Source organism: Burkholderia sp. MSMB1498 (assembly GCF_001526245.1).
Lineage (GTDB): Bacteria > Pseudomonadota > Gammaproteobacteria > Burkholderiales > Burkholderiaceae > Burkholderia > Burkholderia savannae.
In genome coordinates, this window is sequence record NZ_LOYJ01000061.1 from 1 (window position 1) to 11,767 (window position 11,767).

The 11,767-nt window shown below is 68.0% G+C and carries 11 protein-coding genes; 6 read left to right on the forward strand and 5 right to left on the reverse strand.

The window, feature by feature from the left end; translation table 11 throughout:
• Nucleotides 1-428 precede the first annotated feature (428 nt).
• Complete coding sequence (locus WS91_RS11570) at nt 429-1,232, reverse strand: inositol monophosphatase family protein (RefSeq protein ID WP_059648351.1); 804 nt, start codon at nt 1,230-1,232, stop codon at nt 429-431.
• A 298-nt stretch (nt 1,233-1,530) separates the two neighbouring features.
• On the opposite strand from WS91_RS11570, the gene WS91_RS11575 reads away from it, so the two are divergent.
• Together WS91_RS11575 and cysE are read left to right on the forward strand one after the other, a co-directional pair.
• A complete protein-coding gene (locus WS91_RS11575) occupies nt 1,531-2,439 on the forward strand; it encodes an RNA methyltransferase (RefSeq protein ID WP_059670312.1) in 909 nt (302 codons plus the stop codon).
• A gap of 184 nt (nt 2,440-2,623) precedes the next feature.
• Entirely contained in the window at nt 2,624-3,406 is a 783-nt protein-coding gene (cysE, locus tag WS91_RS11580; RefSeq protein ID WP_059574469.1) for a serine O-acetyltransferase, read from the forward strand.
• A 300-nt stretch (nt 3,407-3,706) separates the two neighbouring features.
• On the opposite strand, the gene WS91_RS11585 is transcribed toward cysE, so the two are convergent.
• From WS91_RS11585 to WS91_RS11600, 4 genes are all read right to left on the reverse strand, one after another.
• The gene (locus WS91_RS11585; RefSeq protein WP_038750403.1) at nt 3,707-4,507 is read right to left on the reverse strand and encodes a UDP-2,3-diacylglucosamine diphosphatase; all 801 of its coding nucleotides are present in this window, start codon (nt 4,505-4,507) and stop codon (nt 3,707-3,709) included.
• Nucleotides 4,508-4,530: 23 nt separating this feature from the next.
• Nucleotides 4,531-5,022, reverse strand: a complete 492-nt coding sequence (locus tag WS91_RS11590; protein ID WP_059670313.1) for a peptidylprolyl isomerase — start codon at nt 5,020-5,022, stop codon at nt 4,531-4,533.
• An 80-nt stretch (nt 5,023-5,102) separates the two neighbouring features.
• The gene (locus WS91_RS11595; protein ID WP_038750397.1) at nt 5,103-5,678 is read right to left on the reverse strand and encodes a peptidylprolyl isomerase; all 576 of its coding nucleotides are present in this window, start codon (nt 5,676-5,678) and stop codon (nt 5,103-5,105) included.
• 44 nt (nt 5,679-5,722) lie between these two features.
• Nucleotides 5,723-6,445 carry a tetratricopeptide repeat protein gene (locus WS91_RS11600; RefSeq protein WP_038750395.1) on the reverse strand — a complete coding sequence of 241 codons (723 nt, stop codon included), beginning with the start codon at nt 6,443-6,445 and terminating at the stop codon, nt 5,723-5,725.
• Nucleotides 6,446-6,678: 233 nt separating this feature from the next.
• Between WS91_RS11600 and cysS the strand changes: the two genes are divergently transcribed.
• From cysS to tilS, 4 genes are all read left to right on the forward strand, one after another.
• Entirely contained in the window at nt 6,679-8,076 is a 1,398-nt protein-coding gene (cysS, locus tag WS91_RS11605; protein ID WP_038750392.1) for a cysteine--tRNA ligase, read from the forward strand.
• A gap of 47 nt (nt 8,077-8,123) precedes the next feature.
• Complete coding sequence (locus tag WS91_RS11610; RefSeq protein ID WP_038750389.1) at nt 8,124-9,065, forward strand: DNA-3-methyladenine glycosylase family protein; 942 nt, start codon at nt 8,124-8,126, stop codon at nt 9,063-9,065.
• 103 nt (nt 9,066-9,168) lie between these two features.
• Nucleotides 9,169-10,140 (forward strand): acetyl-CoA carboxylase carboxyltransferase subunit alpha, encoded by a 972-nt coding sequence (locus WS91_RS11615; RefSeq protein ID WP_059648357.1) that lies wholly within the window; start codon nt 9,169-9,171, stop codon nt 10,138-10,140.
• 43 nt (nt 10,141-10,183) lie between these two features.
• Complete coding sequence (gene tilS, locus WS91_RS11620; RefSeq protein WP_059574471.1) at nt 10,184-11,653, forward strand: tRNA lysidine(34) synthetase TilS; 1,470 nt, start codon at nt 10,184-10,186, stop codon at nt 11,651-11,653.
• Nucleotides 11,654-11,767 lie beyond the last annotated feature (114 nt).

Genomic DNA, 11,767 nt, shown 5'->3' on the forward strand with positions numbered 1-11,767 from the left:
GGCCAACACGAGCGCTCGATAACCAATCATGCCTCACGTGCGCGCCGGATTGCGGACGGCCTTCGCGAGGCGCTTACGGCATTTGTGATGGGCAAGCAACTCTACATCTACGCGAGCAATTGCCAGCCGGGCACGTCGATGGGAGGCTTTGCCGTTCGGTAATGGAGGCCGGCGAAGCAGGCGGCGCAAGTGTGATGGCCGTCGTTCGCGTCGCGATGTGGCCCGCCGGCCGCCTTTTTCGTCGCGATGAAGCGCGCTGCGGTACGTTTCACCGCGACGTCGTAAAGCGGAAAGCGTCATCCGCGATGCGAGCCGGCTCGTTCGAGCCGGCCTGAAAGCGAAACGGCCCGCGGCGCTCGAGGCGCCGCGGGCCGCCGATCTCGCCGCCGAAGCGACTTGGCGTCACGCGCCTTCGGTGCGGCCGCTGCTCATTCCTCGGCCGGCCGCGTGTGCGTGTAGCGGCTCAGGATCGGGACCATCTGCGCGTAGATCTTCGGGTTCGCGGCAACGATCTCGCGCCGATGCAGGAAGTCCGAATCGCCCGTGTAGTTGCCGACGAGGCCGCCCGCCTCGGTGACGAGCAAGCTGCCCGCGGCGACGTCCCAGACGTTGATGCCCTGCTCGAAGAATCCGTCGAGGCGGCCCGCCGCGACGTTGGCGAGGTCGAGCGCGGCTGCGCCCGGGCGGCGTAGCCCGGTGCACGCTTGCGTCATCTCGGTGAAAAGGCGTGAATATGCGTCGAGGCCGTCTTTCTCGCGGAACGGGAAGCCTGTGCCGATCAGCGCGTCGGCGAGGCGGTCGCGTCGGCCGACGCGGATGCGCCGATCGTTCAGGAATGCACCGCGGCCGCGCGTCGCCGTGAAGAGGTCGTTGTGGTTCGGATCGTAGACCACGGCCTGCGTGACGACGCCCTTGTGCGCGAGCGCGATCGACACGCAGTAGTACGGAAAGCCGTGAATGAAGTTCGTCGTGCCGTCGAGCGGATCGATGATCCACTGGAATTCGGATTCGTTGCCCGATTCGCCGGATTCCTCGGCGAGGATCGCGTGATCGGGGTAGGCGGTCTTCAGTGTTTCGATGATCGAGTCTTCCGCCGCCTTGTCGACTTCCGTCACGAAATCGTTCTGCTGTTTCTTGCGGATCTCGATCAGGTCGAGGTCGAGCGATGCGCGATTGATGATCTGTCCGGCGCGGCGAGCAGCCTTGACAGCGATGTTGAGCATGGGATGCATGAGCCTGAATCCTGAAGCCGGCGGCGCAAGGCCGCCACGAGTGGTGATCGAACCAGCGAGACGCGCCCGGGCGCGCACGTGGCGGCAGGCGGGCGTTTCGCCGACGAAAGACGAATTGGCAAAGAGCGGGGGCGGGCCGAACAGTGCGGGCGCCGCGGGCAAGGACGTAATTTTACCCGACTCGCGGCGGTTTTTTGTGAAACGATCGCGTGCACGGTTCGGCTGGCCATTCGGACGAGTGGGTTTGTCGGCGAGTTGGCGATACCATACCGGCATCCCGATCAGTCAAATGAAAGTCTTGGAATCTCAGCAGAAACCGTCCGCGCCGTCCGCCGGCGCGGCCACATCCCGTCCGGCGCGCGCCGCACGCGGCGGATTCACGTCGACGCGCTTCGTGCTCGTCGAGCCGAGTCACCCCGGCAACGTCGGCGCGGCGGCGCGCGCGCTGAAGACAATGGGTTTTTCGCGCCTCGTGCTCGTCGCGCCGCGCGTGCCGCACGTGCAGAGCGATCCGGAAGCGCTCGCGATGGCGAGCGGCGCCGACGACGTGCTCGCGTCCGCGCATGTCGTGCCGACGCTTGCCGATGCGCTGAACGGCGTGCAGTGGTCGATCGCGCTCACCGCGCGGTCGCGCGAATACGGGCCGCCGCGGCTCGCGCCCCGCGCGGCCGCCGCGAGTGCCCTCCGGCACGTGCATACCGGCGACATCGCGTTCGTGTTCGGCAACGAGCGCACGGGCCTGTCGAACGAGCAGGTCGAGCGCTGCAGCGCGCTCGCGCATATTCCGGCGAATCCCGCGTACAGCTCGCTCAATCTCGCGCAGGCGGTGCAGGTGCTCGCGTACGAGTTGCGCGTCGCGCTGCTCGAAGGCGACGCATCGGCCGCGCCGCGGGACGCCGCGCTCGGCACGCTCGCGCAGAGCGACGAGATCGAGCGAATGTTCGTGCATCTGGAAAATGCGCTGATCGCGCTCGACTTCCTCGATCCGCGCAATCCGAAGAAGCTGATGCCGCGGCTGCGGCGGCTCTTTGCGCGCACGGGGCTCGAACGCGAGGAGGTGAACATCGTCCGCGGGATCGCGAAGCACATCCTGCTGAAGTCGGGCGGCGCGCAAGCGCGTGCGGGCGCCTCGGGCGACGGCGAAGGCGAAGCGGGCGAGGCCGGCGACGCGGACGATTCCGGCATCGGCGCCGGGCGAGGCGAGTAGCGGCGTGCGCCGGTCTGCCGCCGGCGCGCTATATCCGTGATCGCGACAGGGAGAACGCGGCGCCTGCTGCGCACTCGCGGCGGCCGATCTACAATCGTCCGAACGTCATAAGCAAAGCTGTCAAAGCGATAACGGCTCCGCCCGGCGGCCGCGCGCCGGGTTTCCTCCTCCCATCGTCACCATCATGTTCACGAGACTTCGCGAAGACGTCGCCACGATCCGCGAGCGAGATCCCGCCGCCCGCAGCGCCTGGGAAACACTCACGTGCTATCCGGGGCTGCATGCGCTCGTGTTCCACAGGCTCGCGCACGCGTGCTGGCGCTCGGGCTGGCGCTGGCTCGGCCGGTTCGTGTCGCAGGTCGGCCGCTTCCTGACCGGCATCGAGATTCACCCGGGCGCGACGCTCGGCCGGCGCGTGTTCATCGATCATGGGATGGGCGTCGTGATCGGCGAAACGGCCGTCGTCGGCGACGACTGCACGATTTACCAGGGCGTGACGCTCGGCGGCACGTCGCTCACGCGCGGCGCGAAGCGTCACCCGACGCTCGAGCGCGGCGTGATCGTCGGAGCCGGCGCGAAGGTGCTGGGCGGCTTCACGGTCGGCGCGGGCGCGAAGATCGGCTCGAACGCGGTCGTCGTGAAACCGGTGCCGGTGGGCGGCACCGCGGTCGGCAACCCGGCGCGGGTCGTGATGCCGGCCGACGCGAAGCGCGCGCCCGAGCGCGCGGCGTTCTGCGCGTACGGGATCACGCCGAACGCCGACGATCCGATGTCGCTCGCGGTCCACGGCCTCATCGATCATGCGGCGAAGGAGGCGCAGCGCGTCGACGAAATCGTCGCCGCGCTCGAGCGGCTGGGCGCGCATCTGGATGCATTGCAGGGCGCGGACGGCGCGCGGCTCGATTTGCGCCGACTTTCCGCGGCGTTCGAGGGCGGGGCGCTCGACGGGAAGACGGCCGGGCGCTGAGTCGGGCGGGCGCAGGATGTGCCGCGCGCGGCATGCCTCGCATCGGATATCGCCGCGCGTGGTCCGTTTGCGATGCATCGTCATATTCGAGCCGACACCGAGCGGCATCGCGCGAAAGCTGATCAAAGCGACGCGAACCTGCCGTCGCGCGCGGCGCGAAGGTTCGCCGCATCGCTCGTCAGGAATCCAATGAGCGTGGAGCATGGGGGCGCGCCGGGTTCGCTCGGCGCGGCACGACCGAGTTCGCGGGGCAGCCGGAAGCCGCGCTGCCCGCTCGTCCGTCTCGAACGTGCCCGATGCTCAATCGAGCGGCAGCGCGCGTATCCCTTGCGCGTCGACGCACAGGTAGCCGCCGCGGTGCGGCGCGTGGTCGAGTTCCCAGTCGGGCAATACCCAGCGCACGCCACCCGCCTCGACGTGCCGCGCCGGCTTGTGCGTGTGGCCGTGGATGATCGTGCGCGCGCCGCTGCGTTTGAATAGCGCGGCGATGCCCTTGCGCGTCACGTCATAGCGCGGCGATGCGGGGCGCATCCGGCCGGATTCGCTCGACGCGCGCATCCGCTCGGCGAGCGCGCGGCGCCACGCGAACGGCCACGCGAGAAAGAGCCGCTGCGCGAGGCCGTTGCGCGCGAAGCGGCGAAACCATTGATAGCCGCGGTCGGCCGTGCACTGCGCATCGCCGTGCGCGAGCGCGATGCGGTTGCCGAACGCGACGACGACGGACGGATCTGGAATGAAGAGCGCGCCCGCCGCTTTCATGAAACGCTTGCCGAGCAGGAAGTCGCGATTGCCGCGCATCACGTAAAGCGCGATGCCGCGCTCGGAGAACGTGCGCAGCAGCGCGGCCATTCGCGCGGCGAACGGATCGTGGTCGAGGACGTCGTCGCCGATCCAGTATTCGAACAAGTCGCCGAGGATGAATACCGAATCCGCGCTGTCGGCCGTCACGCGCACGAAGTGCTCGAACGCCGCGACCGTGCGCGGAATCGCTTCGCTCAAATGCAGATCGGAGACGAACAGGAACGGGCGAGCCGCGTGCGCGAGCCCGCGTTCGCCCGGCACGCCCGCAAAGACGCTTCGCGGCGGCGTTTCCTGCAACATTCCGGTGCCTCGTCGCGCCAGGTTCAGACCACGACGGCCTTCTCGATCACGACGTCGTCGTTCGGCACGTCCTGATGGAAGCCCTTGCTGCCCGTCTTGACGGCCTTGATCTTGTCGACGACGTCCTGGCCTTCGACGACCTTGCCGAACACCGCGTAGCCCCAGCCCTGCGGCGTCGGCGACGAGTGGTTCAGGAAGTCGTTGTCGTTCACGTTGATGAAGAACTGCGCGGTCGCCGAGTGCGGATCGTTCGTGCGCGCCATCGCGATCGTGTACGTGTCGTTCTTCAGGCCGTTGTTCGCTTCGTTCGCGATCGGCGCGTCGGTCGGCTTTTGCTTCAGGCCCGTCTCGAAGCCGCCGCCCTGGATCATGAAGCCGTTGATCACGCGGTGGAAGACCGTGCCGTCGTAGTGGCCCTTCTTCACGTAGTTGAGGAAGTTCTCGACCGTCTTCGGCGCCTTCGCCTCGTCGAGTTCGAGCTTGATGACGCCGTGGTTCGTATGCAGTTCGATCATGATGGTTCCTTCGGTGGATGGGGGTTAAACGGCGCGCGGCCGCTCGGGACGACGCGGCCGCGCGGAAGAGTCGGGCGGGCTTATTTCGAGACGATCGTCGCCGATTCGATCACGATCGGCTTTTCCGGCACGTCGCGCATCGGCCCGCGCACCGTCGTCGTCGTGGCTTCGATCTTCTTCACGACGTCCATGCCCGACACGACCTTGCCGAACACCGCGTAGCCGTTGCCGTCCGGGTTCGGATAGTCGAGGCCGGCGTTGTCGACGGTGTTGATGAAGAACTGCGCGGTCGCCGAGTTCGGATCGCTCGTGCGCGCCATCGCGATCGTGCCGGTCGCGTTCTTCAGGCCGTTCTGGCTCTCGAGCGGGATCGGCGCGCGGGTCGGCTTCTCGTCGAAGTTCGTCTTGTAGCCGCCGCCCTGGATCATGAAGCCCTTGATCACGCGATGGAAGATCGTGCCGTTGTACTGGCCCGCCTTCACGTAATCGAGGAAGTTGGCGACGGTCTTCGGCGCCTTCTCCGGGTACAGCTCGACGCGGATGTCGCCCTGCGTGGTCTTCAGCTGCACGACGGGGTGCGTCGCGGCCGATTGCGCGAACGCGGGGGCGGTCGCGAGGAGGGCGGCGCTGCCGAGCGCCAGCAACAGACGTTTCATAACGGTCCTCTGGGTGGGTGAAGGAAAGGCGCGGCGTCGCGGCGTTATTGCGACGGCGCGACGTAGGGCGGCATCGCAAGCGTGCCGCTCGGTCCGCCGAACTGGAACGTCGGGGAAAGCGGCAGGGTGGTCGTCGTCACGTTCGCGGCCGCCCGCGCCGAATAGTCGCGCGTGGCCGACGCCGGCGCGGCCGCCGATTTCGCCTTCGGCGGCGCGATGATCTTCTGCAGGTCCGACAGGCGCTGCGCGGTCGCGCCGCTCGTGCGGCCGAGCGATTGCGCGCGCTTGTACGATTCGGCCGCGAGGCGCAGGTAGAGATCGCCGAGGTTCTCGTAGGCGAGGCCGTAGTTCGGGTTCGCCTGCGTCGCGGTGACGAGCGCGCTGCGCGCTTCGTCGTAGCGGCCGTGCTTCGCGTAGAGCGCCGCCAGGTTGTTGTAGGGTTCCGGCAGCTCCGGGTAGGCCTGTGTCAGCTCGACGAACTGCTTGATCGCTTCGTCGTCGCGGTTCAGGCGCGCGAGTACCGCGCCGCGCTTGAACTGCGCCTGCACGTCGCGCGGGTTCGACGCGATGCGCGCGTCGAGCTGCGCGAGCGCCTGCGTCCAGTTCCGGCTCGCGATCGACGCGTCGATTTCCGGCGTGCCGTCGATGGGGGCGGGCGCTTTCTGCGCAAGGGCCGCCGCGCCCGGAAAGAGCGCGAGCGCGGCGCTCACGGCGGCGGTCGCAACAAGGGTCGCAGCGCTCGGCGCACGGCCGCGGGAAGGTTTCATAGGCTCAAATCGGAATGTTATACTCCGACCCATTCTAACAAAACGTCCGCGCGTTCCGGCGAGCCGCGGATAGTCTTTGCCTCTCGTGGCCGTCACCGCTTCACTTGCGGATCGATCGCCGCATGTCATCCGAGGAAGCGCACGGCACGCGGCCCAGCCAACAGAAGTCCTGTCGGGTGCCGCATGCACGGCGAGCATCGCCAGGCGGTTTCCTTCGGCTCACTTTCGTCTCTATGGAATCACTGCGCATCTACAACACGCTCGCGCGTGACAAGCAAGTTTTCGTGCCGCGGCAGCCCGGCGAAGTGCGGATGTACGTTTGCGGGATCACCGTTTACGACTACTGCCATATCGGTCATGCGCGGATGGTCGTCGTGTTCGACATCGTCCAGCGCTGGCTGCGTGCGATCGGCTATCGCGTGACGTACGTGCGCAACGTCACCGACATCGACGACAAGATCATCCGCCGCGCGGTCGAGAACGGCGAGACGATCAAGTCGCTCACGCGCCGCTTCACCGACGCGATGAACGCGGACTTCGACGCGCTCGGCGTCGAGCGCCCGGACATCGAGCCGCGCGCGACCGATTTCATTGCGCAGATGCTCGGCATGATCGAGAAGCTCGAGGCGAACGGCTACGCGTATCAGGCGAAGGACGGCGACGTCAATTATTCGGTGCGCAAGTTCGCGGACTACGGCAAGCTTTCCGGCAAGTCGCTCGAGGATCTGCGCGCGGGCGAGCGCGTCGCCGCGAACGACGCGAAGGAAGATCCGCTCGATTTCGTGTTGTGGAAGCGCGCGAAGCCGGAGGAGCCGGCGGGCGCGTCGTGGGAATCGAAATACGGCCTGGGCCGTCCGGGCTGGCACATCGAATGCTCGGCGATGGGTTGCACGCTGCTCGGAAATCATTTCGACATCCACGGCGGCGGTCAGGACTTGCAGTTTCCGCACCACGAGAACGAGATCGCGCAAAGCGAGGGTGCGACGGGACAAACTTTCGTCAATTATTGGATGCACAACGGTTTCGTGCAGGTCGATAGTGAGAAGATGTCGAAATCACTCGGCAACTTCTTCACGATCCGCGAGGTGCTCGAGAAGTACGATGCCGAGGTCGTGCGCTTCTTCATCGTTCGCACGCACTACCGTTCGCCGCTCAACTACAGCGACGTTCATCTCGACGACGCGCGCGCGTCGCTCACGCGTCTTTACACGGCGCTGAAGGACGCGACGCCGGATGCGGCGCCGCTCGACTGGAACGAGGCGCACGCGCAGCGTTTCGCGGCCGCGATGAACGACGATTTCAACACGGCCGTCGCGGTCGCCGTGCTGTTCGAGCTCGCGACCGAGGTGAACCGCACGCGCGATCCGGCGCTCACGCGCCAGCTCAAGCGGCTCGCGGGCCTGCTCGGCCTGCTCGGCCGCGAGCCGCGCGAGTTCCTGCAGCAGGCGTCGGGCACGGCGCGCGCGGGCGCGCTCGAGCCGGAAGAGATCGAAGCGAAGATCGCCGCGCGCGTCGCGGCGAAGCAGGCGAAGAACTATGCCGAAGCGGACCGGATTCGGGCGGAACTGCTCGAGGCCGGGGTCGCACTTGAAGACAAACCGGGCGGGTCGACCGAGTGGCGCCGCGTATGAGCGCGCATCGTCTGTCCCACTGATCGATTCGCCAGGTAGGAGGCTAGATGGCAACGGCCAGAAAAGCGCCGGCCAAGCGTGCGGCGACGCAGCCGCCGATTGCGGCCAAGCGGGCCGGCGCGCGTGCGCCGGCGGTGCACGAGGCGAGCGCGAAGCGCGCGGCGCCGAACGGCGCGGCCAATGGCGCCGCGCATAAGCCGAGCTTGCGCGCGGCGGCCACGAAGCCGGCGCGCGCGAAGGTCGACGGCGAGCGGGGTGCCGACGCGCTGCCGCGCGAGGCCGTCGTCGTCGCATCGGCGGAGCCGGCCGCGCGCAAGGCGCGCGTGTCCGAGGCGGCCGTGCCGGTGCAGCTCACCGACGCCGAGGCGGTCGCGCGTCCGCCATATTGGGACAAGGCGTGCGCCGATCTCGTCAAGCGCGACCGAATCCTGAAGAAGCTGATTCCGAAGTTCGGCCCGGCGCATCTCGTCAAGCGCGGCGATTCGTTCGTCACGCTCGCGCGCTCGGTCGTCGGGCAGCAGATCTCGGTCGCGGCCGCGCAGTCGGTCTGGGTCAAGATCGAAACCGCCTGCCCGAAGCTCGCGCCGCCGCAGATCATCAAGCTCGGCCAGGAAAAATTGATCGCGTGCGGCCTGTCGAAGCGCAAGTCGGAATATATTCTGGATCTGGCCCAGCACTTCGTGTCGGGCGCGCTTCACGTCGACAAATGGGCGACGATGGACGACGAGGACGTGATCGCGGAGCTCACGCAGATCCGCGGGATCGGCCGGTGGACGGCCGAGATGTTCCTGATCTTCAACCTGTCGCGGCCGGACGTGCTGCCGCTCGACGATCTGGGGCTCATTCGCGCGATCAGCGTCAATTACTTCAGCGGAGAACCCGTCACGCGCAGCGAGGCGCGCGAGGTGGCGGCGAACTGGGAGCCGTGGCGGACGGTTGCCACCTGGTATATGTGGCGCAGTCTCGATCCGCTGACGGCCAATAGCTGATCGCGGCTATTGCTTTTCGCTAATCGATAGTTGCGACCCGGTCTTGCGCCAGGCGAGCGCGGTTAGAATACGCGCTGCCGCAAGACCCAAGGATTTCAAACACATGAAGACCACATTTCTGGATTTCGAGCAGCCGATCGCCGAGCTCGAGGCGAAGATCGAGGAACTGCGTTTCGTGCAGGACGATTCGGCTGTCGACATCTCGGAAGAGATCGAGCGGCTGTCGAAGAAGAGTCAGCAGCTCACGAAGGATCTGTATGCGAATCTGACGCCGTGGCAGGTGTCGCAGATCGCGCGCCATCCGCAGCGGCCGTACACGCTCGACTACGTGAGCGAGCTTTTCACCGATTTCCACGAACTGCACGGCGACCGCGCGTTCGCGGACGATCAGTCGATTGTCGGCGGCCTCGCCCGCTTCAACGGCCACGCGTGCATGGTGATAGGCCATCAGAAGGGCCGCGACACGAAGGAGCGCGCCGCGCGCAATTTCGGGATGCCGCGCCCAGAAGGCTATCGGAAGGCGGAGCGCCTGATGCGCGTCGCCGAAAAGTTCGGGCTGCCGATCTTCACGTTCGTCGACACGCCGGGCGCCTATCCGGGCATCGGCGCGGAAGAGCGCGGCCAATCGGAGGCGATCGGCCGCAATCTGTACGTGATGGCCGAGCTCAAGACGCCGATCATCGCGACGGTGATCGGCGAGGGCGGCTCGGGCGGCGCGCTCGCGATCGCGGTTGCCGACACGGTGATGATGCTGCAGTTCTCGACGTACTCGGTGATCTCGCCGGAAGGCTGCGCGTCGATCCTGTGGAAGAGCGCCGCGAAGGCGCCGGAAGCGGCCGAGGCGCTTGGCCTGACCGCGCATCGCCTGAAGGCGCTCGGCCTCATCGACAAGATCATCAACGAGCCGCTCGGCGGCGCGCACCGCGATCCGAAGGGCATGGCCGCGCTGCTGCGCCGCGCGCTCGCGGATTCGCTGCGCCAGTTCCAGGGCATGAGCATCGATGCGCTGCGCGAGCGCCGCTTCGAGCGCCTGATGGCCTACGGCAAGTTCAAGGAAACGACGCCGGGCGCGTGAGCGCCGGGCCGTCGACTCGCGAGGCGCGACGCGCCTTCCCGCTGTGATTCCCCCACAAGAGTTTTCCGCCGATCGCGTCGTGCTCGATGCGATCGGCGTCGCGCTGTCCGCGCTGCCGGGCGATGCGCGCATCGCGCTCGCGTATAGCGGCGGCCTCGATTCGACCGTGTTGCTGCACGCGGCCGTGCGGGCAGCGGGCGCCGGGCGTTGCATCGCGCTGCACGTCCACCACGGCCTGAGCGCGAATGCCGACGCGTGGCTCGCGCACTGCGCAGAAACGGCGAGCGCGCTCGGCGTGCAGTTCGACGCGGCGCGCGTCGACGTGTCGCGCGCGAGCGGGCAGGGTGTCGAAGCGAGCGCGCGCGATGCGCGCTATCGCGCGCTCGAGTCGATGTGCGCGCGCCACGGCGTGCACGCGCTGTGGCTCGCGCAGCATGCGGATGATCAGGCCGAGACGGTGCTGCTGCAATTGCTGCGCGGCGCGGGCATCGCGGGGCTTGCCGCAATGGCGCCGCAATACCGGCCGGCATCGGCCGACGTCGTGCGCGTGCGTCCGTTCCTGCATCTGCTGCGCGCGCAACTCGAGCGCTATGCGCAACAGCATGCGCTGCGCTGGATCGACGACGAATCGAACACGAACACGCGCTACGCGCGCAATGCGCTGCGCGTCGACGTGCTTCCCGCGCTCGCGCCGCACTTCCCGGGCTTTCGCGACGCGCTCGGCCGCGCCGCGCAGCACGCGGCGGCCGCGCAGCGGCTGCTCGACGACCTCGCCGCGATCGATCTTCGCGCGCTCGCGCGCGAAGACGGCCGCGTGCTGTCGCGCGATGCGCTTGTCGCGCTCGACGACGAGCGCGGCGCGAATCTGCTGCGCTACTGGATGCGCTCGCTCGGGCTGCCGGGCGCGTCCGCCGCGCGTCTTGCCGAGATGATGAAGCAGCTGCGCGCGGCGCGCGATGCGCACGCGCTGCGCGTCGATCACGCCGGATGGCGCTTGCGCCTTTATCGCGACCACGTCCAATGGGAAGTCGGTGAGGGCGCGGAAGCGACGGACGTGCAAGCGGTCGGCGCTCATGCGGCTGACGACGATGCCGATGCGCGCGACGAAGCGGCCGCCGCCGCCGCGCCGCTGCCGGAATGCGCGCTTGCATGGCGGGGGCAGGAGGTCTGGCGCTTGCCCGCGTGGCGCGGCACGTTCGTGTTCAGCCCGGCCGCCGCGCACGAGCACGATGCGGTGCCGGAGGCGCTGCTCGCCGCGGCCGACTTGCATGCCCGCGCGCGCGCGGGCGGCGAGCGGATGCGCACCTGGCAGGGCGGGCCCGGGCGCACGCTGAAGAACCTGTTCCAGGAGCGGGGCGTGCCCGCATGGCAGCGCGACGTGCCGCTGTTGTACGTGGGCGACCGGCTGCTGTTCGTGCCGCGCGTCGGCGTGAACCGCGCGGCGCACGACGGCGTCGACACGCCGGGCGGCTGGCGGCGCATCGAATGGCGGCCGGACGTGCTGATCGCATAGCGCGGCGTATCCGGCGCGCGTCGCGGCAGCCGTGAATTCCGCGTCGCCGGAAAAAGGTTGCGACCCGGCCTGCCGATGTCCGCGCGGCTTGTCAAGCGGCCGTCGATCGGGTAC

Coding starts and splice junctions, on each gene's coding strand:
- WS91_RS11570 (WP_059648351.1), bottom strand. CDS start 1,232: ATGCATCCCATGCTCAACATCGCTGTCAAGGCTGCTCGCCGCGCCGGA.
- cysE (WP_059574469.1), top strand. CDS start 2,624: ATGTTCACGAGACTTCGCGAAGACGTCGCCACGATCCGCGAGCGAGAT.
- WS91_RS11585 (WP_038750403.1), bottom strand. CDS start 4,507: ATGTTGCAGGAAACGCCGCCGCGAAGCGTCTTTGCGGGCGTGCCGGGC.
- WS91_RS11590 (WP_059670313.1), bottom strand. CDS start 5,022: ATGATCGAACTGCATACGAACCACGGCGTCATCAAGCTCGAACTCGAC.
- WS91_RS11595 (WP_038750397.1), bottom strand. CDS start 5,678: ATGAAACGTCTGTTGCTGGCGCTCGGCAGCGCCGCCCTCCTCGCGACC.
- WS91_RS11600 (WP_038750395.1), bottom strand. CDS start 6,445: ATGAAACCTTCCCGCGGCCGTGCGCCGAGCGCTGCGACCCTTGTTGCG.
- cysS (WP_038750392.1), top strand. CDS start 6,679: ATGGAATCACTGCGCATCTACAACACGCTCGCGCGTGACAAGCAAGTT.
- WS91_RS11610 (WP_038750389.1), top strand. CDS start 8,124: ATGGCAACGGCCAGAAAAGCGCCGGCCAAGCGTGCGGCGACGCAGCCG.
- WS91_RS11615 (WP_059648357.1), top strand. CDS start 9,169: ATGAAGACCACATTTCTGGATTTCGAGCAGCCGATCGCCGAGCTCGAG.